Here is a 26,087-nt window from a genome sequence, read left to right as displayed (position 1 = left end):
ATGCCATCAACGCTGTCAGAAGCAGAGTAAATATGCCTGATCTCCCTCTGGGATTAAGTCAAGAAGAAATGAGAGAAAGAATTAGGCATGAACGTAGGGTAGAATTGGCATTTGAGGGACTACGCTACTATGACTTGAAACGTTGGAGAATTGCCGATGAGGTGCTGAATGGGGTGGAAGATGGGGTGCTCTTCTATACCTTTGAAGAAAGATTTTATCAATGGCCCCTACCTCAAGCCGAAATAGATAAAAGTCAGGGAGAATTAGACCAGAACCCTGATTATCAGTAAGTAAAACTGTATTTAGGGCTTCGCTACCAATATCATCTAGGTAGTGAAGCCTTTCAAATTTCTCAATTCTCAAAATATCATTTCTAATTAAATTCCTAACATTCCTTTAATCTCCAATGTATTTTTCCAGATCATTTTCTTATACATACCTATTTCTTATCTACAGCTTACTGGCCTGTCAACCCACTCCCGAAAACCAAATCTCCAAGGCTTCAACAGGTCTTTCGCCTCTCAGACTATGGTATGATGAACCTGCTGAGGACTGGATGCTGGAGGCACTACCAATTGGTAATGGTTATATGGGTGCCATGTTTTTTGGTGATCCTGATGAAGAACGCATACAGTTTACCGAGGAATCGCTTTGGGCAGGAGGACCCGGCTCTCATAAGGACTACCACTTTGGCATCCGTGAAGGAGCAGCACAGTATCTTCCTGAAGTGAGAGCTTTGTTAAAAGAGGGTAAAATGGAGGAAGCCCATCAGTTAGCTAATCAGGAGATGACCGGAGAAATTCATAAAAAAGAAGATTCTGAGCAAGCTTTTGGTGATTTTGGCTCACAGCAAACTATGGGTGATCTTTTCATCAGAGTTGATAATGAAGGTGAGGTGAAAAACTACTTTCGTGAACTTGATTTAAATAAAGGAGTAGGAAAAGTCAGTTTCCAGGCTGGAGACGTACAACATGAGCGTGTCTTCTTTGGTAACTATCCTAAAAGAGTCATGGTTTATCATTTCTCTAATACGCATGCTGAAGGTCAAACGTATCACATTCGTTATGAAACGCCTCACCATAAAATCAACGACAAATTTGTTGAGCATACCTATTCATTTGAAGGGGAGGTCAAAGACAACGGGATGCGCTTTGCCACAAGTTATCATGTCATAAGTCCTGAAGGAGAAGTAAAATTTAGTGCTGGAGAAATTATTGTCAACAAAGCTAAATCCCTGACCATTATCCATACAGCAGCCACTGATTACCTTCCTGATTTTCCCACTTATAAAGGAAATAACTATCAGATTCAGAATGCTAACGTTCTTGAAACCGTTGAAGGTTTAGATTTTGAGGCACTATCAAGAGAACATTTGTCTGATTATCAGCCCCTGTTCCATTCGGTTAAGCTAAAGCTGGGTGACATATCTTATGATAGCCTTCCTACAGATGAAAGACAAATCGCTTATGCTGAAGGGAATGATGATACCGGATTAGAGGTTCTATATTTCCAGTACGGAAGATATCTCATGATTTCAGGATCACGCCCGGGCACTATGCCCCTCAATCTTCAGGGTAAGTGGAACAACAGCACTAATCCTCCCTGGGCCAATGATTACCATTTTGATATCAATGAGCAAATGCTGTACTGGCCAGCGGAAGTCACCAATTTATCTGAATGTCATAAACCCCTGCTTGATTATATAGAGACACTAGTGGAACCAGGTCAACTGGCTGCTAAAGAACATTTTGGGACCAGAGGCTGGGTTGTTAATACCATGAACAATCCTTTTGGATTTACTGCACCCGGCTGGGATTTTCCCTGGGGTTTTTATCCTGGTGGTGCGGCATGGCTCTGTCAGCATTTGTGGGAACACTATGCATTTACACAGGATACCACTTATCTGCAAGAGCAGGCATTTCCCATTATGAAAGAAGCAGCACTGTTCTGGATAGATTATCTGACAGAAGATGAAGATGGATATCTGGTTTCAAGTCCATCCTATTCTCCTGAGCATGGAGGCATCTCTACCGGAGCTTCTATGGATCATCAAATGGCCTGGGATCTTCTGAATAACTGTGTGCTCGCCTGTGAAGTTTTAGGTATTGAAAGCGATTTTAAGAATCAAGTAGAAGTTATACGTGATCAAATTCTATCTCCGCAGATAGGACACTGGGGGCAATTGCAGGAATGGAAAGAGGATATAGATGATCCCCAAAATCATCATAGGCATGTATCTCACCTGTTTGCTCTCCATCCGGGAAAACAAATTACAGTAAAAGAAACTCCTGGTTTGGCTGAAGCAGCAAAAATAAGCCTCAATGCTCGTGGCGATGAAGGAACAGGTTGGTCACTAGCTTGGAAAGTATCTTTTTGGGCTAGACTTAAGGATGGGGACAGAGCTTACAAACTCCTGAAGAAAGTACTTACCCCGGTTACTGATAAAGGCTACAATATGAGCGACGGTGGTGGTTCTTACAGAAATCTGTTATGTGCTCACCCTCCTTTTCAGCTTGATGGCAATATGGGCAGCACCGCAGGTATAGCTGAAATGTTGATCCAATCACATACCAATGAGATTGAACTTTTACCAGCTTTACCTTCAGCATGGAAAGAGGGCAGCGTTTCAGGACTTAAAGCCAGAGGGGATTTTGAAATACGGATGGAATGGAAAAACCAACAATTGGTCAATGGCAAGCTTATATCTAATAAAGGTGGTAAATGTAATCTCAGATACAAGGGGCAAGAAATAGAGATTGACACTGAAAAGAATAAAATTTATCTATTTGAAGAAATTTTTAATTTGTAAATTTTAAGTTAAGTAAAAATTTCTTGTAAACGTTTAAATGCAAATAATAAGTCTTATTAAAAGTAGACTATACCGAAGGCATAGAACTTATACAATGCTTACGATTAGCCATTAAATGCATCACTAAGCTGATTTTGCTACGAAAAGTTGGTAAATACTGAATTTTAATTACCCATACTCATCACTTCCCTGAGATCAGTACTAGTTCAGCGTAGATCGGGAAATGGTCAGGACTTAATTTTCCAAATCGTTCTAAATGCTTTAGCTCAAAGCCTAAGAAGAGCAGCTGCATTGTGGCAACTCCGTTGTGGCAACTCCATTTTTTTCTTACCTGGTAAGCTTACGCAAGAACTGCGTAATGAAAAGTACGCTACACTTGCGATATTTACAGTATCCCCAAAAAGGGATGTCATGCATAAGTTTTGTTTAACATGATTAAGCCCGGGAATATATGCGGAACATACCCTCCTGGGCTTTTTTTTATAATCTTCTTTCTCTTTTAAAACTTGGTTGACTTTAGCATTTCTTCTCCACCCGACTACTAAGAGCCAACCATGATAGCTACGAAAGCTATCCATACAGGATTTAGATATTCTGAGACTGGCCTATTACATTGTTTATCATAAATTTGCTTCGCTTCAATAAAAAATTCTTTTTCTTCAAGTGTAAATTATCTCATTATAGAACCACAGGAAAGTATCAAAAAAAAGAAAGCAGCCCTCAGAAAGAGCTGCCTTCTGTGACTTACCTTAGACTGGTAATAGTAGCAAGTCACGTTATGATTTCCGAGACTAAATATATGAAATATAAATGACTGAAGGAGAATTATTTAACATAAGAATAATTATAACACTTTAAAGATTTTACATCTATCTGCTATACATTACACCGTAATATTGTCACGCATTTGCAGCGGCATTTTATCGCACCAATAGCGTACTTGGTATTTCAAAACTGACGATAAATAAATAAAAGCCCGGCATCCCATCGCATAAAGAGCCGGGCTTTTGCTTTTGATAACAGTATGGTAACCCTGCCTTAACTTTTCCTCTAATCTTTCTTTGTAGTATTGCAGTGTTGTATAACCTTTATCAACAGCTCAAAGACCAAGAAGAGCAGCTGCATTGTGGCAACTCCGTTGTGGCTACCTTACTTTTTTCTTACCAGGTAAGTTTACCCAAGAACTGCGTAATGAAAAGTCCGCTATACTTGCGATATTTACAGTATTATTCAATCTCGTAAGTTATACCATGATGAGCCTGGGGCCTGATTCTCTCCAGGCTTTTCTTTTACCCTATTATGGAAAAGAAAGAATGACCTTTGGAAATATGGGTATAAATAGCTTTTCTGGAAGTATGGGCATGAAGTGATTTGTTATACTCTTTTTGCTTTTCTTGCCTCAGCGCTCTTTTTACTTTGTAAGTATTGATTCTATCAATTGTCACAAGTAAGAGAATAGGGGTAAAACCCGCAATCCATATTATATTAATGACATTGATAAGTTCCATTCAAAGGCTAGCATTGGAGTGAGTAGTGTTACACCTTCAAATAAACAAAATACAACTTAAAATTTGAATAGTTAAATAAAATCATTTTAATAATATGGGCCCGTCTACATAAAGACTGGCAGGATGGCGATACTTCCCCACAAAGAAACTTTAGCAAAGCTGGAGATTACTCTGTAACGATAGAAAACCACTGCTTTACTACCCAATATCACCTGACTCTTCGTAGTGAGAACTGCGACTGTGAACTCCTTCCCGCCAATGTCTTTACCCCAAATGCTGATGGTTACAATGATGTATTTATTATGCCAAACCACCATCGTATTCAAAACATGCGCTTACAAATCTATAAGCGCTGGGGAAAACTACTGTATAGCGGACAGGATGCAGAAGCTCAATGGGATGGCCGTATTGCACACAAAGATCTGGCTCCATCTGGTACTTACTATTGGACACTAAGCTACTTATGTCAACAAGGAGAACAACTCATTCCTCAAAAAAGCAGTAGTTGGGTTAGCTTAGTCAATGAAGCACAATAACAGTAGTAATTTAGATTAAGGTACAATCAGATCTACTGATTTTTGTAATACCACTTCATCCTGATCAATATATTCAACTAAATACTGGTATGTGCCTTCAGCATCTTCAGGCATATATATTTTATGCTCATACGTCCAAGGATTTATTTCTTCGCTAAGAAGTGTATTAGAAATCGGAAGATCATCTATATAAGTACGGATATATTGTTTTTCTCCATATTCGTAGTGCAAAGTACCCTCAATTACCAGCGTATCACTTGCCTGAACTTGATAAGTGTCAGCTTCCTGTTCATTAATTAAAATTCTAATACTTGGAATTGTTGGAGACTCAGCGTCTTCACTGCATGATGAAAGAATGCACATAAGTACTAGAAAGCAAATCAAAGCGTAATCTTTCATAATTCTAAATTAGAATCTCAATTAAGCTTATTCAGACTTTATACATTTTCTTATTATAAGCTATTTCTAGTAGAGTAAGAAAATTAGGTAAATAGGTGCTAAATTTTGACCTATAATATTGATGAAAGTAACAAACTTATGCTTACTGAAACTTCGCAAAGTGATGATAAAGTAGTTTTTAAGCACAACAACAAATGATGTGTAATTCTACTCCTCATATATTTTCTTCTTCACACTTAGTTATCAAGTTTTTAACCCAATGAAAGTATTCAGCAGGAAACGGGTATGTTTGTCTTGTCCTTCCTAAAAAGGTCCCTTTCTCGCACACCCTACCCTGCCCTTTTGCCCCTTTTTCTAAAAGTGCTCTTACGCTCTTCAATGCCAATTTTTGCTCTTACCCCCTCTGTGCAATAACTCGGTTGGTAAATCAAAGTATGACAAGCTGGTTATAGAGCAGGCTTTTCGTACTTTTCAGATATCTTCTTTGTAACTTGCCAGGGTTAATGAAGAAGTAAACTTTAAGATCTCATTTTTATATGCTTATTGGATATGCTAGAGTCTCTACCGTTGACCAGAACCTCAACCTACAAAAAGATGCTTTACAAAAAGCGGGATGCGAACGCATCTTTGAAGATACTATTTCCGGTGCCAGAGCCGAGCGGCCAGGTCTTGACAAACTTCGGGAGCAGCTCAGAGCTGGAGATACTTTGGTGGTTTGGAGACTGGATCGTTTAGGTAGGACCTTGAGGAATTTGATTGAGTGGGTCACCTGGTTAGAGAGTGAAGGTGTTTCTTTTAAGAGTCTACAGGAATCTATTGATACTACAACCTCAGGAGGAAAGCTTATCTTCCACATGTTCGGAGCTCTTGCAGAATTTGAACGTAACTTGATCAGGGAAAGGACTCAAGCTGGCTTATTGTCTGCAAGAGCTCGGGGTAGAATGGGTGGGCGCCCTCCTGCCTTGGATAAAAAAAAGCAGAAGCTACTCATCAAACTCTACCATGATAAAGATCATAGCATTGCAGAAATTCTGGAGATGTTCCATATCTCTAAATCTACGCTTTACAAGATCGTGCGTGAGAATCCTCCTCCAAAGAAAACTTCATGATCACTGCCAACGGTTGCGCAGCGGACGGCGAAGGCTTTAGCCGAAGCATGCACGCTGAGCTGTTGGTGGCTGGCTTTACTTTAACATTAATATTCCTGGTAAAACAAAAAGTATTGAAATCAATATTGCAATGGCTCCGGCTATAGGTGACCGTGTCTCATTTATGAATAAGTATTTATTGGGATAAAATTCATGATGCAGAAATGAATACTCTTCTCCAACACTGAATATCCCACAATCACTTTCTACCTCTTGGAATATAATTTTTCCCACTTCTAATAATTCAAATTTTACTATTCCAGAATCTTCACAATTTGTAGCTATAACTTTTGCATTCAAAGTTGTTCCATACTGACTTATTACCTGCCAAGAGACATATTCGTATCCGTATTGGATTGTTCTAATGCAGAAAATCAATCCAATCAAAATTAATATGTATCCTATCAATTTTTTACTTTTCATTTTCTTATGCTAGCCACCAACGTTATGGGCAGGCCCTGGTCGCAGCGAAGCGAGGTCGGGCTTGCATTTTGTTGGTGGTGGTCATTTTTTACTCAAACATTTTCTAACGGTCTGGACGAATGATGCACCATTAGTACTTCTATCCTCTCTTCTCCTCTGATCTCATAGATGATTCTGTAATTGCCCTCTATCAATTCCCTGACATTTTCATCATTCTTTTCAGGCACTATCCTACCAATCTTAGGCATTTTCTTCAAGATATTTACTTTGTTGAAGAGTTTGGAGACAATAGAGGAAGCGTATTTTTCCGAATATCTGCTACTGTATTCTGCTATACTAGTCAAATCATCTATGGCTCGTTCTGCCCATATTACTTTAACCATTTTTCCAATTTCTTTTTAGCTTCTTCCTCTGTGTAGAATTGTCCTGCCTGTATTTGCTGTTGGCCTTCTTCTATTTTCTGTAAAATCATCAATCTTTCCATTAATTCATCTACAGAAAATTCTTCCGGCATATCTTGAATGGTTTCTAATAATTGTGTCTTCTTCATGAGTCTTATATTTTTCTATCACAATATACGAAATACCACATTCCTTGTCTGAGTTTTTTTGATCACCACCAACGCCGAGCATAGCCGCTGGCAAGGCCATCGGCCAAAGCTTAGCGGCTATGCCTTTGTTAGGTCTTGTTCTTAATTTTTCAAAAACCGATCATTTTGAGTTTCATGACCCTCATATCTTATAAAATCAGGTACTTCAAACTGACTATAGTTTATTTTTCCATCAAACTCATTTGAGTAATAGATGCTTTTGTTAGTGGCAAATTTCACTCTCAGTTTAGTGGCATAACTACCACTGTATTTATATATCATTGAAATTAGATATTCATCAGGTAACAACGACTTTTGAGAATAACTATTCCCACAAATTGCTCTGTAGTCAATATATTCGATGGGTTTCCAGTTACCAAGACTGTCGATAGCCTCCTGAATCATATAAATCCATCCCTCTTTTGTTTCAATCTCCACTATAGAATCTGTGAGATTGATTACTTGCAGCGGATATGCCTCATACTTATCACTTGTTTGCTTATAATATTTACTTAGGAAACTAATTTCAGATTCATAAATTTCCCTAATACTACCATCATACACATTGAGCCTGACTTCAGAATTATCAATATATTCTGGCATAGCAACAATCTGAGAGGTATCTACTTTTACCTGAAGAGACTGGCCTAACTCAAAATCTTTTGTGGGATCAGTAATTGGAGGTGGTGGAGGTGGTTGCTCACTCGGTGGAATTTCAAATTCTGATTCTTCAATTTCCATATACCCCTCTTCTGATTTTTTTATACTTTCTCTAAGCAAAATATATTTATGAAGATGCAGGTTATAGAGATCATCTAACTTGCTTAGATCAAAAATTTTGTTGTCAGTTGAAAAACCTATCAACTCAAAACCTCCTTCAAGCATTTGGTGAGAACTTATTACACCATTTGCTTTTATAGTATCCATTACAAAGGGAAATCTATCCTGACCAGAGGCTGTAGTTGTTATAAAAAACAGTATGTATTTTAATACCTTCATTAAATAAGACCTAACGGCCGGTGCGAGTAGCTGGCCCGTCTTGTTGGCGTTTATTTTTCAAACTATCAATTTTCGTGCTTGGAGCAATTAGCTTCCGAATGCTTTTCAGACAGGGCTAGCTACTGCAATTTGTTGAACTAAACCTACGGTAGCCTTTAGCAGCAGGGTTTTTCATGATATTCTTATCTTGATGAAGGTAATTTAAACCATTTATATCATGAAAAAAAACACATCGCGCCAAGGGTGAAACCCTTGTAGAAAGCCGCAATGGAATTGAACATGCCGTGAGGTTCCTGATTTTCTCCCATTCTATCAGAAACTAGAAAGAAGTCTCTCAGTTGCTGGCTACAGCCAGAGTACATTGACAAATTACTCGCGTTGTCTGGCCCAGATGGCCCAGTATTACAACACTAATCCAGTTCTGCTGGATGAAGAACAAGTGTTAGACTATTTGCATTACCTTAAACAGCAGAAGAAAACACCATCTGAGAGTTTTTTTAAGCATACCGTCTATGGCCTGAGGTATGTTTACCGGATGGAAGGTCTCAAAGAAAAGCGTGTTGTACTTCCTTCCATTGAACAACCTAAAGATTTACCGGTCATCCTGAGTAAGGAGGAGATGCGAAGGTTGCTACTGGCACCCAACCTGATGCGCCACCGGCTCATCATCGGTATGCTTTACAGTTGTGGGCTACGCTGCTTTGAGCTTTGTGGACTCCATATCAAAGATGTAGACTTTGATCGGCTGGCAGTACATGTCAGACGTGGGAAAGGGCGCAAGGATCGCTACCTGCCTTTGAGTAAGCACCTGGCCAGAGGACTGCAGATTTATCTCAAAAATGAGAATCCTCATCAGTGGCTCTTCAACGGTAAAGAAGAAGACGGTCAGAAAATGCCCCTTTCCCAGAAAGGAATATGGTGGGTAGTAAGCCATGCCCGTAAAAAAGCTGGATTGGCAAAAGAAGTCACCACCCATATGCTTCGGCATACTTATGCCACACACCTACTTGAAGACGGATTAGACATCCTGAGCATCAAAGAACTACTGGGACATGCACACATAGAGACGACATTGATATACCTGCACGTCTCTCAAATGGGAAGGCGAAAGCCATTCAGTCCTATGGATACGCTTTATCCGGATAAGTAGTGCGTCCCAGGCATGAAGTAGCCGATGTGCTGAACAGGAACAGGCATCGGCTCGGTAGCTACTGTAGTAACAGTTGGCAGGTAAGGACACACTGCATGCCCTAAGAAAATGTAGGACTGCTGATCTTGGAGGACATATAGATCAGTGCGATAGCTGTGGCAATCTGTCTATCAGCTACAACAGTTGCAGAAACAGGCATTGCCCTAAATGCCAGGGGGAACAGAGAGAAGCATGGATACAGGCTAGAGAATCCGAGCTTCTGCCTGTGCCTTACTTCCATCTGGTCTTTACCCTGCCTGAACAGGTCAATCCTCTGTGTCTGTATGCTCCTGCCAAGGTATATGCTTTGCTGTTCAGTACAGCCTGGTCAGTGATGCAAAGCTTTGCCAAAGATGCCAAGCACCTGGGGGCCAAGCCAGCTATGATTGCTGTACTCCACACCTGGGGCCAGAACCTCTCTCTTCACCCGCACTTACATTGCATCGTTCCTGGAGGTGGCGTGACCAAGCAAGGTAAATGGAAACCTGCTCGGAATAAAGGTAAGTTCCTTTTCCCAGTGAAGGCTATGAGCAAGGTCTTCCGGGCCAGGTTCGTGGCTGGCTTGAGAAGAGAGTTTCCAAAGCAGGAAAAGACCTTCTTTGCCAATTTATTTAAAAAAGAGTGGGTGGTGTATGCTAAGCGCCCTTTCCAACATCCTAAAGCCGTGGTAGAATATCTGGGGCGCTACACTCATAAGATCGCCATTAGCAATCATAGACTTATCGGCCTGGATAACGGCCAGGTTACTTTCAGCTATAAGGACTACCGGAAAGGAGCGCAGAAAATGCAGATGAGCCTTACTGACAAAGAGTTCATCAGAAGGTTCAGCCAGCATATCCTGCCCAGAGGCTTTGTGAGAATCAGGCACTACGGCTTCCTATCCAGTAGTTGGAAACCTGAAAAGCTATCTAGTCTCCAGCAGATGCTTGGTCTAAGCGTTGCTCCTGATGATCAGAAGGAATTGGTATCTCACCGTAAGTGCTGTGCCTGTGGCAACGGTACACTGCAAACGGTGAGCATGTTCTATGGCAGAGCGCCTCCAAAAATATGGCTGGAACGGATCGCAAACCAGAAGAGCAGTCAGTAAAAAAACTCCATTCTAGGGCGTAATGGGAGAGCTATGCCCTATCCGGTATAAAGTGCTGCTTTTTCCTGACTTTGGATAGTCGATTTTCTAGTTTGGCCGATAGAGATGGCGCTCCACTAACTCGGAAACAAAAAAGGAGGTTTACTACCTTCTCAATACACTCCTCGCAAACCCTACCTAATCCCCATAATAACATCCTCGAGCAGGTTCAGTCAACATAGGATTCATGTTGGGCCGTTCCGGCCACACGAATCCTTAATTGTTGGCAGAGGTATACAATCTTAATTTAATTTTCATCATAAGCATCTCCTAGTTTTTCAAATCCCTCCTCTAACCAATACCAGTACTGTCCCTTATTTTGATAAAGCAATCTTAACAAATCAGAAAAGCTCTTTGCTATTATTGGCGAATTTCCAACTAATCCATGTGTTTCATGAAAACTATCATAACATTGGCCCCTTTTTCCTTCTGATAAGTCAATGCTTATATATTGACCTAAATTATCTTCTTTTCCGATTAAGAACCAGTTGTTGCTTATATCATCTATATCGCTCCTTTCATCTACTGAAAAAAAGACTTCATTTATAGGAATGAATTCTTCTCTTCCAATTATTTCAATTGAGTAAAACTCGTTTCCAAATAACAAAATACCATCAGTCAAATCATAAAATTGCTTAAGATCATCAGGAATCTGATTGGGTGTTCGAATACCAAAATTTGGTTGCCTCACAAAGCAATCTGAGTCTTTCATGATTGACTTTATCAGCTTTTCTATCTCCATTTCAAGAACTAAGTTTTTCTATTTTCTATCTCTGCCAACGATCAGATAAGCTCATGTGAGCATACCCTTTTTAATTTATTTAAAGTTAATTTACTTCACTGACATTTGCTGAAAGCTCCGTTTGCTCATTGAGCTTATCGTCTGTTATCCTCTTTTGTTCTCCTGTTTTCACCATTATAAGTGTTATGATCGATCCAATCGGAATTCCAAAAGTTACTAGAGTCTCTTCGATTCCAGTTGCACTAAAACCAATTCCCAATAATATCTGAAATGAAATATCGAGGCTAAAATGCCCAAGGGCTGTCAACGTTATTGTTGGGACGTTAAATACTAATACTCCAATTATTCGTAACCATTTCCTTTTCAATTTGCTTTTCCGGATACGCCTAATCGCCATTATATTTAAAGTAGCAACGCCAAGAGCAATTAATCCAGCTAGATATAGCAAAAGATAAGAAGGAATTTCTTCCTTGTAATTCAATAAGTTGATGTACTGAATTTTGTTGTTCTGCTCGTTAATAGTGGCCTCAATAATGCCGAAATGTGTATCATTTTTAATTTGAATCTTAACCTTTAAAGGTTCGATTACAGATTCTTCATCGTCAGCTGTTGAAAACGAGAACTTTTTATCTGACTTAGAAAAAGACAGGTCAAAATCAGTTCCGAAATTTTCAGTTATTGCTGTCTGAATATTCGGAATTCCTCTTTTAAGTTGGTTGACTTGAGCCGTATCGGATAAGTCAATATCAAAATAGGAGATAGCTTCGTCAAAATCTCCATTCGCAATTGCATTTACTTGACTTACTGCATTGTCGTATCCTTCAGAAGAGGAGTTCAAAAACGAGCATCCCGTTGTAAAGATTAGTAGTATTAAAAAAGGTAGAATTCTGTTCATATTCAGTTCAGTAATTGAGGATAACGACCGATGCACCATCCGGGCCGATTTGTTTGCGTTTTCTGTTCGAATATCAAAAATGGTGCTTGGAGCAATAAACTCCCAGGTGCGTTTCAAATAGGGCTGACCGATGCATAATGTGTGTGCCTTGAATGGTAAATATAGTTCTTTAAAAGGATGTCCCAAAGGGTGAAAGTTCTGGTGTAATGTTCACCAGGAAATAGTCCCGTAGGCGGGGGAGTCGTTACCCCAAGCTAAGCAAGCGGCAAGGTTGTCAGAGGTGACTCTGGAACTGAAGTAATCGGACCGCCGAGCGGCCAGACTGCGGTGTCTGTACTGACGAACAGAAACTACATACCGAGGCTATGAGGTCGGATGAGGTAGCACATGATACCGAAGTCCAACTCCTCGAAAGAGGCCAGCACCGAAATAGTAGATGTAGCAGGAATAGGCACAAGCCGACGCGGCGCGGGGTATTTACCTTACCGAGGGAGGTCTCAGATATTAACAGATATCTGAGAAGTCACAGCGTCGGCTGCCGACAGAGGTCATAGTAGCTGGAGGAACGAGCAGGGATTGCGAATACCATACCCCTGAGGTCTCACAGAACAGCGAAGGACCGAACATTGAATTGCGTCCAAATTCGGGTCAGAATGTCGTCTTAAGACGAGATAGCTTTCCCTTAAGCGGACAAGGACAGAACAAAAGATGATAGAAAAAGTACTACAACCGAAAAACCTGTACAGAGCCTACCGCAAAGTGGTAGGTAATAAAGGGGCACCAGGAGTAGATGACATGAAGGTAGATCAGCTACGCTCATACCTGGATTACCACCGTGTATCCACGGTGACATCTATCCTGAACAGGACGTATGTACCGCAAGCTATCAGAGGGGCGGCAGCCGCGCTGTAGAGATACCCAAAGGGAATGGCAAAACCAGATTGCTGGGAGTGCCCACAGTAGTTGACAGATGGCTTCAGCAGGCGGTAAGTCAACAATTAGCAATCAAATTCGAACTAGATTTTGAAGAAGAAAGCTATGGCTTCCGCCCTAACAAGAACCTTCATCAGACAGTCCAGAAATCCTTGATACACATCAATGATGGATATCAGGATATTGTGGATATAGACCTGAAGAGTTTCTTCGATGAAGTCCAGCATTATAAGCTACTGCAACTCATCTACAACAAAGTTAAATGCCCTACTACCTTATGGCTAATCCGCAAGTGGCTACGGGCTCCTATTTTAATCAATGGGAAGCTTCATAAGCGCAGAAAAGGAATGCCACAAGGAAGTCCCCTAAGCCCCCTTTTATCTAACATACTGTTAGACCAACTGGATAAACATCTGAAATCTAAAGGATACCGGTTCATCAGGTATGCCGATGATTTTAGTATTTACGCTAAGACAAAAGAGGAGGCAAGGAAGATAGGAAACGAAACATATCTCTTTCTAAGAGATAAGCTGGATTTACCTATTAACCCAGAAAAAAGCCACCGTGGCGCGGCGGTATACGTAGACCTTCGGACTTTGAATTACTAGGTCATGGGTTTGTACCAACTTACCGTAAAGGAGAAAAAGGTAGATATCAACTGGTTGCCAAGAAGAGCAGTTGGGCAAGTCTAAAGCGCAAACTAAAGGCAATGACCAAGAAAACACTGCCTTATAGTTTTGAGGAAAGAATAGCCAAAATAAATGAAGTGTACAGGGGTTGGGTAAACAACTACCGACTGGCAAGTATTTTTACCAAGCTCAAATCACTGGATGAATGGCTAAGAAACCGCCTCAGGTATTGCATATGGCATGATTGGAAAAAGCCGGAAAGAAAGCGTAAAAACCTCATTAGATTAGGCGTAAAACAAGGGCAGGCTTATGCCTGGAGCAGAACCAATATGGGAGGATGGGCAGTGGCCCAAAGCCCTATACTTGGAACTACAATTACTGTTGCACGCCTAAGAAAAAGAGGTTATGAACAGATGGCAAGCTATTACCAGAAACTCAGTCCTGAAATTCAATGAACCGCCCGGTACGAGGACCGTATGCCGGGTGGTGTGAGTGTCTCGTCCTGAATAAAGTTTACACTTTTTGTGTGATAATCCTTCAATAGGTTTACAAACATAATTAAATCCTGAATATAGTTTACATTTACTTTGCAGCCTAAAGCGGAAGCAGGCGCTGCCGCGTGGCGTCCACTGAGGAGCAACCTGCCAGGAATAAGACTGTCAGAGAAGCATATAGGCCCGTTAACAGTTCTGTTAGCGGGCTTTTTCTTTCTATATGCATTTCTGCTTATGCCTTAAAAAAACCTTCTATAATATCTCCATATCCTTTTCGTATTTAGGGTGATAATAACTTTTCCAGTGCTTCTTTAACTCACCTTTTCGCGAGTGTGCTTCTGAAGGGGTAAGCATATCAATGCTGCTGTGGGGTCTTTCTTGATTATAGATACCCACAGCCACAGCAACTGCCTTGCTGGCAGCATCTAAGCTCAGATATATCTCCTCAAGTAACTCTTCTTTCAATATTCCATTTACTCTTTCGGCTAAAGCATTCTCTCGTGGATCTCCACTTTGAGTCATACTGATACTGACTTTATGCTTAGTGAGTAAAGCAACATATTCCAGACAGCAGTATTGTGTGCCTCTATCAGAATGATGGATAAGAATTTGACCTTTGGCACTGGCAATAGCCATTTCCAGTGCCTGAATGCACCCATCTGCTGATAAAGTTGCTGATAGGCAAAAACCAATAATCTTGTGGCTATAGGCATCAGTAATCAGGCTCAGGTAAGCAAACCCCATGCTCAGGGAGATGTAAGTAAGATCACTGACACAAACCTGATTGGGTGAAGTTGGGATGAAATCAACAATAAGATTATCATACTTTTGCATCCAATGGTTAGAAAAGGTAGTAATAGGCTTTTTAGGCCTCCTCCTTCGGACTAATAACGCTTTCTCTCTTAGCAGATCAAAGAGCCTGTCACGCCCCAGTTGAATATGATGCTCTTGCATAAAATGTTGCATCATAACAAGCAATTTGCGAGTACCCAAACGCTTTTGTTTTGATCGTATCAGAATCACCTGCTGCAAGAGTAGATCCACCTGCAAAGCTTCTTTCTCCTGGTGTTGCTGATACTGGTAATAAGCTTGCCGACTGTAACCAAGCAATGAGCAAAGTGTATGAATGCTGCGGCTTTCCACTTGCCCTATATTGATGATTGCCTGGTGCCAAACTTTTTTCTCAAATCCAGTCCGGTATGCTCTTCTGATAGGCGCAAGATCTCTTCCAGGAGCTTATTATGAAGCTCTGCTTTACGCAAAGCCGTTTGTAATTGTCTCACATCTTCGGGAAGTTGAGGAATCTGAGCCTGGAGTTGCCTTTCCTGCTTTAATTGCTGTTGCCGCTTCATCCTGTCTCGCCAGGTTCGGTGTCTACCTTCATATTTGTGTACCCAGGTTGAAACAGTGCTACCTGGAATATTGTACTTCTTTCCGAGTTTGATGAAAGAGATACCTCCAGCCAGGTACTCTGCAATAACTTCCTCTTTTGTAATAGTAGTCTTGTCCATAATGTGTGAAATAAAGTTAAAAATTATTGTCAACCTATTTCAGGACAAGACAGAGAGGCGCACTGGCAGTCAGAGACTGTCAGCCGTCTACTCGATTGTAAAACGTATTTAATCTTTTCTAATTAGTTTCCCAGAATTTATAAGTATATGTGGATTACGGTAAAACTCAAACATAATATCGCCAGCTTTGCATCCGGTAATTTGATAATATGGCTCTCCCAAAGAGTTCAATTCCTCTTGAATGCTTGTCAAAGAATCTGTTTCCTTATTAATCGGGTCTAGTCGAAATTGGTCTTCCGCAATCCAATTAATCTTGTATTCAGATTTTTGGTTATTCTTTAATTCAATCAAAGTTTGATCTATAATTACAAATTCTGATTCCGCATAACCTGAAAATTGCTTATCGTAAACTACTTTATATTTTCCGTCTTTCAGATTACAAGATTGGTCAGCACATGTAAATCCAAAAATCAGAAAAACAAATATGAAGTATTCTTTTTTCATATGTTTTACAACGATCACCATAGGCGCAGGCGAGGCCGTTGGCCGTGGCTTTGCGCTTATGGCTTGTTGGGCAACGTCTTAATTATTATTCTGCGTAATTATCTTCAGATACCAATCCATTTATAAAAGATTCAAAGTTATCTGCCACATGAATATCTTCATTACATTCTACATCAATCCACCTCACTGATGGAACTTCACCTTTTCTATAATCTAGAGTAATCCACCAATGACCGTCCCCAGTTATCAAGACTTGTTTTTCTGGTAATCCCCATTCTTCAATAATGTATTTTGAATCTAATACATTTTGTGCTGTTTCTATTGACTGATCAATGATAATACCGAATAATTCTGACAGAGGAACATGATTCTTAGCCCATGTTGTAGGTTCACCCATAGGAAAAGCAAATCCTTGGGTATAGCCTCCATTCTGTATTTTAAGTAAGTCAATGAAAAGTAAAGGGAATTTTACATCCAATATTTCTTCAGCTTTAGTAATCATCTCATCTGTTAATGGTGGATGGTGGTAGTAATTTGAGTCCCAGAATTTATGTGTCTCTATGTTCATCAATTTACTTTCTTAATTGGATGTTGCCCAACGTCAAATGCATGTGTGTGCCGACTTGTTGGCTATTTACTTGCGTCTATCTGTATCGCTACATGGCGCAATTAACGTTCTGGCTCATTATTGCTAGGCTCACATATGCATAGTGTTAGCACACGTATTCATTCATTTCTATGTTCACGATTTCTTATCATATTACCGAATAATATACCAAGAACTATTGTAGGAATGAACCCAAAGATCAATATTCCATACAATGGCTCGTATAGGTAATCATTAATGGAGGAAATTAAATCTTCAGAATTTAACAATCCTCGGATTAAGCCTACTGAAGAACCGACTAATGTTGCAGTGAGCAGAGTTAGAAATCCAGTTAAAATCCCAATCCATAATTCATCTTTATTTGAAATTATGATGATAATTCCCGCGTATCGTCCATAAATCCAACCAAAAGCATAACAGGCTATAATTCCTATTGTCACATTAGGATATAGAATCATCTTAGTAATCAGATTCAAATTTTCAATGAGCGATCCTCTATTGATGAGCATTAGAATTCCGGATGCAGCAATTAAACCTATAGAGACAAAAACTACTGCCACTTTTGATCCTATCAATCCCGCTTGACTTTTATTCATTCTTTCTTCTATGTGTGCTAACGTTGAATGCAGACGCCAGGCCGACTGGTTGGCTATTTCACTGCCAAGTATTAATGTTCTGACTTGGAGCAACTGATGTTCTAACTCGTATTTGCTAGGTTGGCGACTGCATAGTGTTATCTGTGGTTTTAAGTCTTTTCAAGGACTATATTTTTATTCCAATATGCTTCAGATAAGTCATAAATCGCTTTATTTACCCACATCGTGCCATTCTTAGATTCAGTTAAATAAATTTCTTTCTCTACGTTATTTAATCTTCGCCATTTCTTGTCCTTATGAATTCCGCTTCTTTCGTATTCAGCTATATCCGCACTAGGAGTAGTATATTCAAAGTTACTCTGTCCTTCATCTAGAGATTGTGAATTTGCACCACCTTTCGTGCAAGGGTTAGCCAATTGCACCGCATCATCTTCCCAACCACAAATTCCACAGATTTCATAGCTTCCCGGTGGTTCTGAAAGAATTATGTAACCACAACATGGACAAGTATATAATTTTCCTTCTCTCATTTCTTAATTATATCACAGATAACGATATGGGCAGGCATGGCCCGAAGCGAAGCGAAGGGTCTGGCCTGCCTGGTGTTGGCTGCTGTTTCAGATTTAGTTATAAAACATGAATGTCTTCTAATGTAAAATCCATCTTTCCCTTATTCTTTCTAAATGTAAATTGAGCTGTCAAATCACTCCACCTTTTTTCAATCGGAAGATCATATTCTACAGCCCATCCTGAATTATCATCAAATTCATAAATCTCTACTCTCTCACCTTCAGGATTCATTTCGTAGGGATTTTCAATTTTAAAATTCTTATCTGTAAAAACTACTGCTTTTAACCTGTCTTCCGTCCAAAATTGATTAGCATCATTAGCTATTTGCTTACTAGCTTCTTCTAAACGGTTCTCTGATAATAATTTTATCCAATTCCTGATAATTTCAGTTATCTCTTTTTCTTCGTCTTTCACTTAGTTTTGATCCTATAGCAGCCAACGGCTACCATAGCCGCTGGCGAGGGCATCGCCCGAAGCATAGCGGATATGGAGTGTTATGCCCTGTATTTTAATCATTCAAGCTCAAAATATTCTTTTATCCTGAGTATCAAATCTACATCTGTACCAAATCTGTATTCAATTTCACTGTCTTTTTCGGGACTTATTAATATCATCGCAAACTGCTCATTTTCCTCAATTTTAATTTCAGATTGATTACCAAGATTGATAGTTCGTGAGGTACTCTTTTCGTGTCCTATACCTTTTTTATCAAGATAAGCTATCACATTTGGTAGATAATAATCATAATCTGATTGTATTTCATGGTTATCTGTATCAGTGAACAAAATCACTTTTTCTGATTGATTTGAACATCCACTGGTAAAACCTAGAAAAATGAGTAGTAATATTTTTTTCATTTCATATAGGGCATAACGTTTGCGCAGCAGACGGCGAGGGCATTGCCCGATGCTGGATGCTGAGCTTTGTTAGGCTCATTGCTTTCCTTTTTCAACCGCCTTTTCCAGCGAACTGAGTATTAATGATTTAATTTCATCGGCCTGATGCAGTGCTTTTACTTTTTCAACTATCACTTCTAGATCAAATCCATCATGTATCGGTTTTTCTAGTTCTGAAGTGATAAGATTTAGATCGTATTTGCCTTTATTGACCGACAATTCCTTAATTACCAATTCTGGGTTTCTACTTAAAACTTCAAATAGCATCTCATTGCTGAATGAAGAAAATTCAGAATTATTCTTACAGCTTTCATCAAATGTACAAAGTAGTAGCTGGATATCTGTTTCTGATAACTTTTCTAAGTGCTGATTTACAGTTACTAAATTCTTAATGTTACAATCGCATTGCTCAAGATCACTGCTTTCAGCAGATAGAGTCAATATTATGAAGCTAAGTATCAATTTCATCTTTTTACCTTTGCATTGAGCCTAACGATAAGCGCAGCCGTCGCCCGGCTTGTTGGCTGTTTTACTTTCATTTATCATTTTCGCTACTTAGAGCGACTAATGTTCTAGCATTTATATTGCTAGGGTGAGGGCTGAGCAGTGTTATACCCAGTTTTTTATCTTTTCCTTCGCCTCATCTAATTTGTTGGAATCAAATCCCAGATGGGGATCTGTTCTTATCCAGTACTTCTTTTTTTCTAATTCCAATCCATGCAGGGAAGCATCATCATCAATGATCAAGAAGTTTATGAACGATTCATTTTCCAAGAAATTAGTTACCTCAATCTTCCTTTGTATTCCTAGTTCATCGCCTGGCAGAAATCCAATCAAGTTACTCTCTATTCCCCGATTATGAAATATGGTCCTAAATTCATCCATCGTTTTTCCTATTCTTCGGCTTGAACTTAACCATAATTCAGCCGAGATATCTTTTAATAACAAATTGAGGTTATCTACTGCATGCCGATTAAAATCTGAATATCCATCAGCATGTATTGCATCCGCTTTCCATTTCGGTGTCGTGATCAAGACTCCATCCAGATCAAGTATGATCGCATTTCTCATTTAAATTGGGTATAACGCCAAGCATAGCCGCTGGCAAGGCCACTGGCCGAAGCGTTGCGGATATGCAATGTTATGCCCTGTGTTTACAATTTTTCTATCTCTTCCTTTGATAGTCCCGTAGTTTCAGCAATTGTTTCAAAGTCGATACCTTTATTTTTTAAACGTTTGGCAATCTCAATTCTGGTATCACTCTTGGCAGTCTCAATGATGCTATAGTTGTCTCTGTAGGTTTTTAAGCTTTCTTCGTATGCTTTCATATCTTCTGAATTAAGTTTCGCTATTTCTGCTTCGGAAAAGAGTTTTTCAAACACCTTCTCCTGTAATTTAACGGGTTTGTCTTGTAAACGATGCAGGTTCTTTATCACGTACATCCATTTGTCAAATTGACTGATCAATTCATCTTCACTTTTCCTAAATTTTGGCATTTCCAGATAAATGAACGTCAACTTATGGTAAAAGACTTCTTTGGTCTCTTTATCAATTAGCTGAACTTCTCTTAAAAAACGTTCTTGCTCGTTCTGATCTGGAAAACTAAAATTCAGGATACCAATGGTATAAACGGCTTTCAAATAATAATCCCATTCCCTACCTTTTGGTGCTTGACTTTGTATCGGAAAAGTTGAATAGAAAATGCTCCTATCTTTGAAATATTGCTGCTTGACATTTTGCAACTCTATGATAAACTTCTCCCCTTTCTCATTCTCACAGTACAAATCAAAAATCGCTTTCCGATCTGTTTCTGCATTGCCTAAATGTTCTGTGTTCAAATAAGTTAAATCCTGAATACGTTCTCTGTCGCCAAGTACATTATTTAAGAAGTCGATTAGTAGCTCTTTGTTGAAATCCGTTCCAAACAGCTTCTTGAACCCAAAATCAGTGAATGGGTTGATATATTTTTCTTTGCTATCCATACCTCAAAGATAGCTCTTTTGCACTTTTCTTTTCAATTTACATTGGGCATAACGACCGAAGCTAGCTGCTGGGCCGGGTTGTTGGCGTTTCACTTTCGTTTTTCATTTTAGCTTCTTGGAGCAAATAGCTTTTAGACTCAAATTCAGAGGCATAGCAGCTGATTTTTGTTGGCGGTAGTACTTCATTCATCTATCCAATCAGTTTTCAAATCATACGTATTGATCAGTACATTTTCGGTTCTTGCGTTATCACCATAGATGCTTTCGGCAACCCCTTTTTCCAATCTTTCTACCGAATTCAAATCCTGCGGCTTCAATTGTTTGAGCAAATGTAATTGTTCTTTTAATATTTCTACCCCATTTAAAATCATCAAAATGTCATTTCCATTTTCTGCTTCATTAAGTAATTGACTTAATTGGGAGTGCCTCTCTTCTTGTAATTGACTTTCATAATTTTTGGTCTTGACAATCACCAATTCAGAGTTTTTAAATTCTGCATACTTTGGTGGAGCATCGCCCTTATGCCATCTGGCAACTGAAAAAACTTCAGAAGAATCTAACGCATTTAACTTCTCATTGCTACTAACTTTCTCGTCAATAATGACAATCTGACTGTCAGAACAAGAGCTTGTAAGCAAAAGAATAGTAAGGTAAAATATTAGGTTTTTCATCTTTTCATATTATCGCCAACGCCAAATGTAGCGGACGGCCCGGCTTGTTGGGTGTTTTACTTTCAATTATCAACTTTCGTGCTTAGAGAAATAAATTTCCGATTACTTTTCAAAGAGGGTTGGCCGATACATAATGTTGTGGCTAGTATTTCTTTCTTTCAAAGGCAATTACAACTTTAATTTTTGGTGTCCAATCGAGTCCGTTAATATTATACATTCTCGAGTCCACCATTATGAGGGATTGCCCATTGTAAACATAAGTATCGTCTCTGTATTTAATCTTTTTGTTTTCTTCATTGTCAACGTGTGGAATATCATATTCTGAAATGAATACTTTATTCCCTTCAATCTGATAAGTCATTTCATAGTCTTCTTCAATCTCACAGTTATAACTGACTCCTTTTCCATTTTCTTGAAATTTCAAAAATGATTCACAGTTGTCAAATGGTCTGTAAACCCATTGATTATTAATTAGAAAGTCAACTGATACTCCGTTAATTGTTACGGTGTCCAAAATGGATTTAAACAACTCTTCACCAAATTTCTTTTCAATTATTTGTTCGTCAACTTTTTCTGTCAGAGTTGATTCAGATTGATTATTGTCAACTCTATGTATTTCTTGTTCATATTGCCTTTCTTGCTGCACACAGGAACTCAAAAATATCAATACTATTAATATCTGGATTGCTGTCTTCATAATATTAGCCACAACGGCCTGAGCGAGCTGCTGAGCCGGTTTGTTTGCGTTTTTCTTTCGTGTTTCTATTTTGGCACTTGGTGCAACAAGCTTACAGGCTCATCATCAAGAGGCGTAGCAGCTGCTTTTTGTTAGGTGCCGAATTCATTTTTTTATCAAACTATCAATCTTATAATCTTTAATCTCAAATACATTGGCAGAAGAGTCAATCAACACTGATAAATTTATCTCGGCCTCACTCCCGTACAATGTAAAAGCTATCCTAGCCGGTAATTCTTTAATTTCCTCGATTTCATTTTTATTGTATCCAAAGCCTTCATAAGTCCCAATCGTTCTTCTTATCTCTGGATTTGCTTGTAATTGTTCAATTGTTTGCGTGACTATCTCAGGTTTGGAAGTTGTCCAACGGATTATCAATTCAAATCCTATTGCCCCCATGAATAAGACTATCAAGTATTTAAAGAATTTAGAGTTGAAATTCTTATCTTCCTTATCAGTCAATCGTCTGACAATAAAGTAAGCAATTAGGATAGCTATTACCGTATATAGAATCTCAGGTATAAATTCCATCAATTATCAGTAATCTTTCATTTTCATTTGGCACCTAACGACCCAGTGCAGGCATGGGCTGCAGCGAAGCAAGGCTCTGGCCTGAACAGTGTTAGGGGCTGGCTATTCATTCATTAAATATTCTACATCTCTCGTCATAAAAAGCCAACATATTTTATTGTCTTCCCCTCCGTTTTTACCACTGTCACCAATATCCAATTTTAATTCTGGTATCACATAGCTCATATCCCCTTCTTTTATTCCGAATCCTTCATCTCTAAATTTGGCTAGAGATAAATCCAAATCCTCATCTACCGCTATTGATATTTTACCTATTGTGATTTTGCCAATTAAAATTTCAATCTCATCTAACTGATTTTCTTGAAAACTGAGCCTGATCCAATCTCCAGAACCCAATATATTTTCATAGCTATCTTCATTTTCAAATCTGGTTATTCTTGGCTTTTGATAATTCAGTCTTGAACGTAACTCTTCCCTTGAATCACCAAATCTGATCCTTATCTTTTCGTTTTCATCTAACTGTATTCCTGTATCAGGTTTGTAAATCCAATTCATTTCTTTGCCTTGCCCCTAACGGTCCAGTGCAGGCATGGCCCGCAGCGAAGCAAGGGTCTGGCCTGAACAGTGTTAGGGGCTGCCTATTTTACTTCAAAATTAATTTCAAACTCATATTCCTCTTTTCCATCTATTGTTTCAACAACATATTTTGGTGTTATCGTATTCATCCCTTTTTGATATCTGTTTTTATCAATTTTTACATGAGGGAAAGATGATTGATCAAAGGTCAATGTATCTTTCCAGTATTCCTCATTTATAATAATCTTTGTTGGAAAGCTTGAGTTACTTGCTGAAAAAAATACATCTGCCACATAAGTTTCTCCATCTTTTATTTCATCTGATTTTGCTATAGGCACTAACGAAAATGTATCAAATCTCAGATCTGCTGAAAATGCAAAATCTATAAGTTGAGACAGAATTTCATTTTCAACAATTTGTATTTTCTCTGCATCTAATTTAGAATTGGATTGGTGATAAGCATCCGTAGCAGTTTTTAATGTATTTCTTATTATTGTCGGAAAAGTCTTTTCATGCTGCTTTATGTAGTCGATAATCTGGTTTGTCTTATAATTAGGCAACATCATATAGCAGGTATCTGATACACCTTTAATTTTTTTAGCTAGTTGAAAAGCCCATTTTGCCTTTTCTGGCATCTGTTTATTGTATTGGCTTATCTTGTTATACTTATCAGATATAGAATGAGTAAGAAAAACATTTCTGCTTAATTTACTTTCTTCTGCATCGCACGCAAAAAGACTTAAAATGCTAATTGATAGGATTAATAAGTTTCTAATCATATTCATTTTCAGGTAGCCCCTAACGACCGATGCAGAGCACGGCCCTGGTCTTGTTTGCGTTTTTCTTTCAAGTTGCAAAAATAGTGCTTAGGGCGATCGACTTTCAATCGCTATTTAACAGGGCTGGGCGCTGCATACTGTTAGCAGGCGCTTTCAATATTCATTTATCTGATCCAATAAGTAATCCGTCAAATTATCATCTTCTAATTCAGCTATCAGCTCCGCCATCTTATACTTTTTCTTCCAAATCGCGGTGGCTGATAATACACTGGCTGCCAATACCGAATCCCAAATCTGATCTTTTATCAGATCAATCAATTCCGGAATCCGATCGAGAGCTTCTTCATATTCATTGTTAAATTCATCCGGAAGATGAATTGAATCATTGATCCTGACTAATTCAATCGTTGTGATAAAAGCAAATACATGATAAGAAGCTCTATTTTTTATCTTGTAAATCCTAACGAGTTGGGGGATGGCTAAGAAAGAAGCTGTTCCCACGTCTCCCTGATGATACAATTCATTCCAGAGTTCCTCCCAGATCAATTCCTCATCCTTTTCATCAGCAGAAGCTTCAAGTCTCTTTAAAGCATCCGATGCATCATAAGGAACTTGATATCCACCAGTCAAATCTTTCCAAATTGGATCATCTAATTCTCTCATTTTTTAAGTGCCTGCTAACGATCGATGCAGCGGACGGCCTGGCGTTGTTTGCGTTTTCTGTTCGAATATCAAAATGGTGCTTGGAGCAATAAACTCCCAGGTGCGTTTCAAATAGGGCTGACCGATGCATAATGTTGTAAAACGTATTTAATCTTTTCTAATTAGTTTCCCAGAATTTATAAGTATATGTGGATTACGGTAAAACTCAAACATAATATCGCCAGCTTTGCATCCGGTAATTTGATAATATGGCTCTCCCAAAGAGTTCAATTCCTCTTGAATGCTTGTCAAAGAATCTGTTTCCTTATTAATCGGGTCTAGTCGAAATTGGTCTTCCGCAATCCAATTAATCTTGTATTCAGATTTTTGGTTATTCTTTAATTCAATCAAAGTTTGATCTATAATTACAAATTCTGATTCCGCATAACCTGAAAATTGCTTATCGTAAACTACTTTATATTTTCCGTCTTTCAGATTACAAGATTGGTCAGCACATGTAAATCCAAAAATCAGAAAAACAAATATGAAGTATTCTTTTTTCATATGTTTTACAACGAGCCCGCTAGCTGACGGGCTGCGCTTGTTTGATTATATCTTTTATTTCGCAAAAATGGTGCTTGGTGAAGCTAACTTTCAAGTACAGGATTCCGCAGCCTGACAGATAGCTTTTGTTACCCAGCGTGTTCAATCCTTTTTTCTGATTATCAAGTCAAAGCAATTCAACCGAATTTCTTTCCCCCCATTTCTCGCTACTGCCCATTCAGAAATATTATTTAATTCCTGCTCATCTACCATGACATACTCTGTAAAATAAGAATCACTGCCGTCTTCAGGAATTTTAATTACTTCTATTTGAGCAGCATTTAATCCATGTTCCGAGCAAAAGTCCAGATTTTTAATCGCAGCAATCATCTGAGATTTTAAGTCTATTTTATCGGCAGAGTTTCCTTCTTCAACTTTGATTTCTTCATCTAGCCTTTTGATCTCTTTATTCAGAAATTCTACTACCAGATTTAAGCTCTTCTCTTTTTTCATCTATTTACATG

General features: G+C 38.8%; 35 protein-coding genes and 2 pseudogenes. 10 read left to right on the top strand and 27 right to left on the bottom strand.

What is annotated here, in order from left to right; genetic code table 11:
• Positions 1-290: RagB/SusD family nutrient uptake outer membrane protein (locus OKW21_RS32500; protein WP_277488262.1), on the top strand; the 290-nt coding region annotated here is incomplete at its 5' end.
• Positions 291-406: 116 nt separating this feature from the next.
• Positions 407-2,809, top strand: a complete 2,403-nt coding sequence (locus OKW21_RS32495; protein ID WP_277488260.1) for a glycoside hydrolase family 95 protein — start codon at positions 407-409, stop codon at positions 2,807-2,809.
• A gap of 1,612 nt (positions 2,810-4,421) precedes the next feature.
• Here OKW21_RS32495 and OKW21_RS32490 read toward each other — a convergent pair.
• Positions 4,422-4,643, bottom strand: coding sequence for a hypothetical protein (locus OKW21_RS32490; RefSeq protein WP_277487984.1), 222 nt, complete (start codon positions 4,641-4,643; stop codon positions 4,422-4,424).
• On the opposite strand from OKW21_RS32490, the gene OKW21_RS32485 reads away from it, so the two are divergent.
• Positions 4,620-4,853 carry a T9SS type B sorting domain-containing protein gene (locus tag OKW21_RS32485; protein ID WP_277487952.1) on the top strand — a complete coding sequence of 78 codons (234 nt, stop codon included), beginning with the start codon at positions 4,620-4,622 and terminating at the stop codon, positions 4,851-4,853. The genes OKW21_RS32490 and OKW21_RS32485 overlap by 24 nt on opposite strands.
• Before the next feature lie 15 nt (positions 4,854-4,868).
• Here OKW21_RS32485 and OKW21_RS32480 read toward each other — a convergent pair whose 3' ends face one another.
• Entirely contained in the window at positions 4,869-5,252 is a 384-nt protein-coding gene (locus OKW21_RS32480; protein WP_277487954.1) for a hypothetical protein, read from the bottom strand.
• 536 nt (positions 5,253-5,788) lie between these two features.
• Here OKW21_RS32480 and OKW21_RS32475 point away from each other — a divergent pair.
• On the top strand, positions 5,789-6,361 hold the full coding sequence (locus tag OKW21_RS32475; RefSeq protein WP_277488257.1) for a recombinase family protein: 573 nt from the start codon (positions 5,789-5,791) through the stop codon (positions 6,359-6,361).
• A gap of 75 nt (positions 6,362-6,436) precedes the next feature.
• Here OKW21_RS32475 and OKW21_RS32470 read toward each other — a convergent pair whose 3' ends face one another.
• The 4 genes from OKW21_RS32470 to OKW21_RS32455 all read right to left on the bottom strand — a co-directional run bounded on the left by OKW21_RS32470 (position 6,437) and on the right by OKW21_RS32455 (position 8,411).
• Positions 6,437-6,823: a hypothetical protein gene (locus OKW21_RS32470; RefSeq protein WP_277488255.1), complete on the bottom strand. Its 387-nt coding sequence runs from the start codon at positions 6,821-6,823 to the stop codon at positions 6,437-6,439.
• A gap of 92 nt (positions 6,824-6,915) precedes the next feature.
• The gene (locus OKW21_RS32465) at positions 6,916-7,206 is read right to left on the bottom strand and encodes a type II toxin-antitoxin system RelE/ParE family toxin (RefSeq protein WP_277488251.1); all 291 of its coding nucleotides are present in this window, start codon (positions 7,204-7,206) and stop codon (positions 6,916-6,918) included.
• Entirely contained in the window at positions 7,194-7,373 is a 180-nt protein-coding gene (locus OKW21_RS32460) for a hypothetical protein (protein ID WP_277488249.1), read from the bottom strand. The genes OKW21_RS32465 and OKW21_RS32460 overlap by 13 nt, the downstream gene beginning before the upstream one ends.
• A 141-nt stretch (positions 7,374-7,514) precedes the next feature.
• Positions 7,515-8,411, bottom strand: a complete 897-nt coding sequence (locus tag OKW21_RS32455) for a hypothetical protein (protein WP_277488247.1) — start codon at positions 8,409-8,411, stop codon at positions 7,515-7,517.
• Positions 8,412-8,730: 319 nt separating this feature from the next.
• On the opposite strand from OKW21_RS32455, the pseudogene OKW21_RS32450 reads away from it, so the two are divergent.
• The 3 genes and pseudogenes from OKW21_RS32450 to OKW21_RS32440 all read left to right on the top strand — a co-directional run.
• Positions 8,731-8,934: pseudogene (locus tag OKW21_RS32450) on the top strand (phage integrase N-terminal SAM-like domain-containing protein); the annotation flags it as partial.
• Between the two features lie 12 nt (positions 8,935-8,946).
• Positions 8,947-9,561 carry a tyrosine-type recombinase/integrase gene (locus tag OKW21_RS32445; RefSeq protein ID WP_277487759.1) on the top strand — a complete coding sequence of 205 codons (615 nt, stop codon included), beginning with the start codon at positions 8,947-8,949 and terminating at the stop codon, positions 9,559-9,561.
• Positions 9,561-10,687 (top strand): annotated as a pseudogene (locus OKW21_RS32440) (IS91 family transposase). The gene OKW21_RS32445 and the pseudogene OKW21_RS32440 overlap by 1 nt, the downstream one beginning before the upstream one ends.
• A 286-nt stretch (positions 10,688-10,973) precedes the next feature.
• On the opposite strand, the gene OKW21_RS32435 reads toward OKW21_RS32440, so the two are convergent.
• Together OKW21_RS32435 and OKW21_RS32430 are read right to left on the bottom strand one after the other, a co-directional pair.
• The gene (locus tag OKW21_RS32435; protein WP_277478831.1) at positions 10,974-11,438 is read right to left on the bottom strand and encodes an SMI1/KNR4 family protein; all 465 of its coding nucleotides are present in this window, start codon (positions 11,436-11,438) and stop codon (positions 10,974-10,976) included.
• A 115-nt stretch (positions 11,439-11,553) separates the two neighbouring features.
• Positions 11,554-12,549: a hypothetical protein gene (locus OKW21_RS32430; RefSeq protein WP_277488245.1), complete on the bottom strand. Its 996-nt coding sequence runs from the start codon at positions 12,547-12,549 to the stop codon at positions 11,554-11,556.
• Between the two features lie 522 nt (positions 12,550-13,071).
• On the opposite strand from OKW21_RS32430, the gene OKW21_RS32425 reads away from it, so the two are divergent.
• From OKW21_RS32425 to OKW21_RS32415, 3 genes are all read left to right on the top strand, one after another.
• Entirely contained in the window at positions 13,072-13,275 is a 204-nt protein-coding gene (locus OKW21_RS32425; RefSeq protein ID WP_277488243.1) for a hypothetical protein, read from the top strand.
• A 38-nt stretch (positions 13,276-13,313) separates the two neighbouring features.
• Positions 13,314-13,904 (top strand): reverse transcriptase domain-containing protein, encoded by a 591-nt coding sequence (locus OKW21_RS32420; RefSeq protein WP_277488241.1) that lies wholly within the window; start codon positions 13,314-13,316, stop codon positions 13,902-13,904.
• A 101-nt stretch (positions 13,905-14,005) separates the two neighbouring features.
• The gene (locus tag OKW21_RS32415) at positions 14,006-14,380 is read left to right on the top strand and encodes a group II intron maturase-specific domain-containing protein (protein WP_277488239.1); all 375 of its coding nucleotides are present in this window, start codon (positions 14,006-14,008) and stop codon (positions 14,378-14,380) included.
• Between the two features lie 291 nt (positions 14,381-14,671).
• Here OKW21_RS32415 and OKW21_RS32410 read toward each other — a convergent pair whose 3' ends face one another.
• The 19 genes from OKW21_RS32410 to OKW21_RS32320 all read right to left on the bottom strand — a co-directional run bounded on the left by OKW21_RS32410 (position 14,672) and on the right by OKW21_RS32320 (position 26,076).
• Complete coding sequence (locus tag OKW21_RS32410) at positions 14,672-15,562, bottom strand: IS3 family transposase (RefSeq protein WP_277488238.1); 891 nt, start codon at positions 15,560-15,562, stop codon at positions 14,672-14,674.
• Positions 15,563-15,567: 5 nt separating this feature from the next.
• A complete protein-coding gene (locus OKW21_RS32405; protein ID WP_277488236.1) occupies positions 15,568-15,930 on the bottom strand; it encodes a hypothetical protein in 363 nt (120 codons plus the stop codon).
• 108 nt (positions 15,931-16,038) lie between these two features.
• Positions 16,039-16,434 carry a hypothetical protein gene (locus tag OKW21_RS32400; RefSeq protein WP_277477145.1) on the bottom strand — a complete coding sequence of 132 codons (396 nt, stop codon included), beginning with the start codon at positions 16,432-16,434 and terminating at the stop codon, positions 16,039-16,041.
• 85 nt (positions 16,435-16,519) lie between these two features.
• Positions 16,520-17,002: an SMI1/KNR4 family protein gene (locus OKW21_RS32395; RefSeq protein ID WP_277488234.1), complete on the bottom strand. Its 483-nt coding sequence runs from the start codon at positions 17,000-17,002 to the stop codon at positions 16,520-16,522.
• Positions 17,003-17,160: 158 nt separating this feature from the next.
• Positions 17,161-17,637 (bottom strand): hypothetical protein, encoded by a 477-nt coding sequence (locus OKW21_RS32390; protein WP_277488233.1) that lies wholly within the window; start codon positions 17,635-17,637, stop codon positions 17,161-17,163.
• A 149-nt stretch (positions 17,638-17,786) separates the two neighbouring features.
• Complete coding sequence (locus tag OKW21_RS32385; RefSeq protein ID WP_277488231.1) at positions 17,787-18,167, bottom strand: CPCC family cysteine-rich protein; 381 nt, start codon at positions 18,165-18,167, stop codon at positions 17,787-17,789.
• A gap of 97 nt (positions 18,168-18,264) precedes the next feature.
• Positions 18,265-18,621, bottom strand: a complete 357-nt coding sequence (locus OKW21_RS32380) for a DUF7668 domain-containing protein (protein ID WP_277488229.1) — start codon at positions 18,619-18,621, stop codon at positions 18,265-18,267.
• A 98-nt stretch (positions 18,622-18,719) separates the two neighbouring features.
• Complete coding sequence (locus tag OKW21_RS32375; RefSeq protein ID WP_277488227.1) at positions 18,720-19,064, bottom strand: hypothetical protein; 345 nt, start codon at positions 19,062-19,064, stop codon at positions 18,720-18,722.
• A gap of 75 nt (positions 19,065-19,139) precedes the next feature.
• Positions 19,140-19,571, bottom strand: a complete 432-nt coding sequence (locus OKW21_RS32370; protein ID WP_277488225.1) for a hypothetical protein — start codon at positions 19,569-19,571, stop codon at positions 19,140-19,142.
• Between the two features lie 141 nt (positions 19,572-19,712).
• A complete protein-coding gene (locus OKW21_RS32365) occupies positions 19,713-20,174 on the bottom strand; it encodes an HAD domain-containing protein (RefSeq protein ID WP_277477153.1) in 462 nt (153 codons plus the stop codon).
• An 83-nt stretch (positions 20,175-20,257) separates the two neighbouring features.
• Positions 20,258-21,085, bottom strand: a complete 828-nt coding sequence (locus OKW21_RS32360) for an Rpn family recombination-promoting nuclease/putative transposase (protein WP_277488223.1) — start codon at positions 21,083-21,085, stop codon at positions 20,258-20,260.
• Between the two features lie 182 nt (positions 21,086-21,267).
• The gene (locus tag OKW21_RS32355; protein WP_277488220.1) at positions 21,268-21,756 is read right to left on the bottom strand and encodes a hypothetical protein; all 489 of its coding nucleotides are present in this window, start codon (positions 21,754-21,756) and stop codon (positions 21,268-21,270) included.
• A gap of 142 nt (positions 21,757-21,898) precedes the next feature.
• Entirely contained in the window at positions 21,899-22,453 is a 555-nt protein-coding gene (locus OKW21_RS32350; protein WP_277488218.1) for a hypothetical protein, read from the bottom strand.
• Positions 22,454-22,597: 144 nt separating this feature from the next.
• Entirely contained in the window at positions 22,598-23,023 is a 426-nt protein-coding gene (locus OKW21_RS32345) for a hypothetical protein (RefSeq protein WP_277488216.1), read from the bottom strand.
• Between the two features lie 102 nt (positions 23,024-23,125).
• The gene (locus tag OKW21_RS32340; RefSeq protein ID WP_277488215.1) at positions 23,126-23,578 is read right to left on the bottom strand and encodes a hypothetical protein; all 453 of its coding nucleotides are present in this window, start codon (positions 23,576-23,578) and stop codon (positions 23,126-23,128) included.
• A gap of 83 nt (positions 23,579-23,661) precedes the next feature.
• On the bottom strand, positions 23,662-24,456 hold the full coding sequence (locus OKW21_RS32335) for a hypothetical protein (protein ID WP_277488213.1): 795 nt from the start codon (positions 24,454-24,456) through the stop codon (positions 23,662-23,664).
• A gap of 75 nt (positions 24,457-24,531) precedes the next feature.
• Positions 24,532-25,041, bottom strand: a complete 510-nt coding sequence (locus OKW21_RS32330) for a hypothetical protein (RefSeq protein WP_277477147.1) — start codon at positions 25,039-25,041, stop codon at positions 24,532-24,534.
• Positions 25,042-25,188: 147 nt separating this feature from the next.
• Positions 25,189-25,584 (bottom strand): hypothetical protein, encoded by a 396-nt coding sequence (locus OKW21_RS32325; RefSeq protein ID WP_277477145.1) that lies wholly within the window; start codon positions 25,582-25,584, stop codon positions 25,189-25,191.
• A gap of 141 nt (positions 25,585-25,725) precedes the next feature.
• Positions 25,726-26,076 (bottom strand): hypothetical protein, encoded by a 351-nt coding sequence (locus OKW21_RS32320; RefSeq protein WP_277483414.1) that lies wholly within the window; start codon positions 26,074-26,076, stop codon positions 25,726-25,728.
• Positions 26,077-26,087 lie beyond the last annotated feature (11 nt).

It is taken from the genome of Catalinimonas alkaloidigena (genome assembly GCF_029504655.1).
In the GTDB taxonomy this organism is placed as follows: Bacteria; Bacteroidota; Bacteroidia; order Cytophagales; family Cyclobacteriaceae; genus Catalinimonas; species Catalinimonas alkaloidigena.
Note: the sequence above shows the minus strand (reverse complement) of the source record. Positions and strands in the feature narration are given on the sequence as shown.

Bases quoted from the DNA above. Each gene is read 5' to 3' on its own strand.
- OKW21_RS32460 (WP_277488249.1), bottom strand. From the start codon at position 7,373: ATGAAGAAGACACAATTATTAGAAACCATTCAAGATATGCCGGAAGAA.
- OKW21_RS32330 (WP_277477147.1), bottom strand. From the start codon at position 25,041: ATGAGAGAATTAGATGATCCAATTTGGAAAGATTTGACTGGTGGATAT.
- OKW21_RS32370 (WP_277488225.1), bottom strand. From the start codon at position 19,571: ATGAAATTGATACTTAGCTTCATAATATTGACTCTATCTGCTGAAAGC.
- OKW21_RS32365 (WP_277477153.1), bottom strand. From the start codon at position 20,174: ATGAGAAATGCGATCATACTTGATCTGGATGGAGTCTTGATCACGACA.
- OKW21_RS32355 (WP_277488220.1), bottom strand. From the start codon at position 21,756: ATGAAAAACCTAATATTTTACCTTACTATTCTTTTGCTTACAAGCTCT.
- OKW21_RS32465 (WP_277488251.1), bottom strand. From the start codon at position 7,206: ATGGTTAAAGTAATATGGGCAGAACGAGCCATAGATGATTTGACTAGT.
- OKW21_RS32375 (WP_277488227.1), bottom strand. From the start codon at position 19,064: ATGAAAAAAATATTACTACTCATTTTTCTAGGTTTTACCAGTGGATGT.
- OKW21_RS32445 (WP_277487759.1), top strand. From the start codon at position 8,947: ATGGAAGGTCTCAAAGAAAAGCGTGTTGTACTTCCTTCCATTGAACAA.
- OKW21_RS32320 (WP_277483414.1), bottom strand. From the start codon at position 26,076: ATGAAAAAAGAGAAGAGCTTAAATCTGGTAGTAGAATTTCTGAATAAA.
- OKW21_RS32385 (WP_277488231.1), bottom strand. From the start codon at position 18,167: ATGAGAGAAGGAAAATTATATACTTGTCCATGTTGTGGTTACATAATT.
- OKW21_RS32455 (WP_277488247.1), bottom strand. From the start codon at position 8,411: ATGAAGGTATTAAAATACATACTGTTTTTTATAACAACTACAGCCTCT.
- OKW21_RS32340 (WP_277488215.1), bottom strand. From the start codon at position 23,578: ATGAATTGGATTTACAAACCTGATACAGGAATACAGTTAGATGAAAAC.
- OKW21_RS32360 (WP_277488223.1), bottom strand. From the start codon at position 21,085: ATGGATAGCAAAGAAAAATATATCAACCCATTCACTGATTTTGGGTTC.
- OKW21_RS32405 (WP_277488236.1), bottom strand. From the start codon at position 15,930: ATGGACAAGACTACTATTACAAAAGAGGAAGTTATTGCAGAGTACCTG.
- OKW21_RS32470 (WP_277488255.1), bottom strand. From the start codon at position 6,823: ATGAAAAGTAAAAAATTGATAGGATACATATTAATTTTGATTGGATTG.
- OKW21_RS32395 (WP_277488234.1), bottom strand. From the start codon at position 17,002: ATGAACATAGAGACACATAAATTCTGGGACTCAAATTACTACCACCAT.
- OKW21_RS32475 (WP_277488257.1), top strand. From the start codon at position 5,789: ATGCTTATTGGATATGCTAGAGTCTCTACCGTTGACCAGAACCTCAAC.
- OKW21_RS32435 (WP_277478831.1), bottom strand. From the start codon at position 11,438: ATGAAAGACTCAGATTGCTTTGTGAGGCAACCAAATTTTGGTATTCGA.
- OKW21_RS32480 (WP_277487954.1), bottom strand. From the start codon at position 5,252: ATGAAAGATTACGCTTTGATTTGCTTTCTAGTACTTATGTGCATTCTT.
- OKW21_RS32345 (WP_277488216.1), bottom strand. From the start codon at position 23,023: ATGGAATTTATACCTGAGATTCTATATACGGTAATAGCTATCCTAATT.
- OKW21_RS32350 (WP_277488218.1), bottom strand. From the start codon at position 22,453: ATGAAGACAGCAATCCAGATATTAATAGTATTGATATTTTTGAGTTCC.
- OKW21_RS32390 (WP_277488233.1), bottom strand. From the start codon at position 17,637: ATGAATAAAAGTCAAGCGGGATTGATAGGATCAAAAGTGGCAGTAGTT.
- OKW21_RS32425 (WP_277488243.1), top strand. From the start codon at position 13,072: ATGATAGAAAAAGTACTACAACCGAAAAACCTGTACAGAGCCTACCGC.
- OKW21_RS32495 (WP_277488260.1), top strand. From the start codon at position 407: ATGTATTTTTCCAGATCATTTTCTTATACATACCTATTTCTTATCTAC.
- OKW21_RS32325 (WP_277477145.1), bottom strand. From the start codon at position 25,584: ATGAAAAAAGAATACTTCATATTTGTTTTTCTGATTTTTGGATTTACA.
- OKW21_RS32400 (WP_277477145.1), bottom strand. From the start codon at position 16,434: ATGAAAAAAGAATACTTCATATTTGTTTTTCTGATTTTTGGATTTACA.
- OKW21_RS32415 (WP_277488239.1), top strand. From the start codon at position 14,006: ATGACCAAGAAAACACTGCCTTATAGTTTTGAGGAAAGAATAGCCAAA.
- OKW21_RS32485 (WP_277487952.1), top strand. From the start codon at position 4,620: ATGCCAAACCACCATCGTATTCAAAACATGCGCTTACAAATCTATAAG.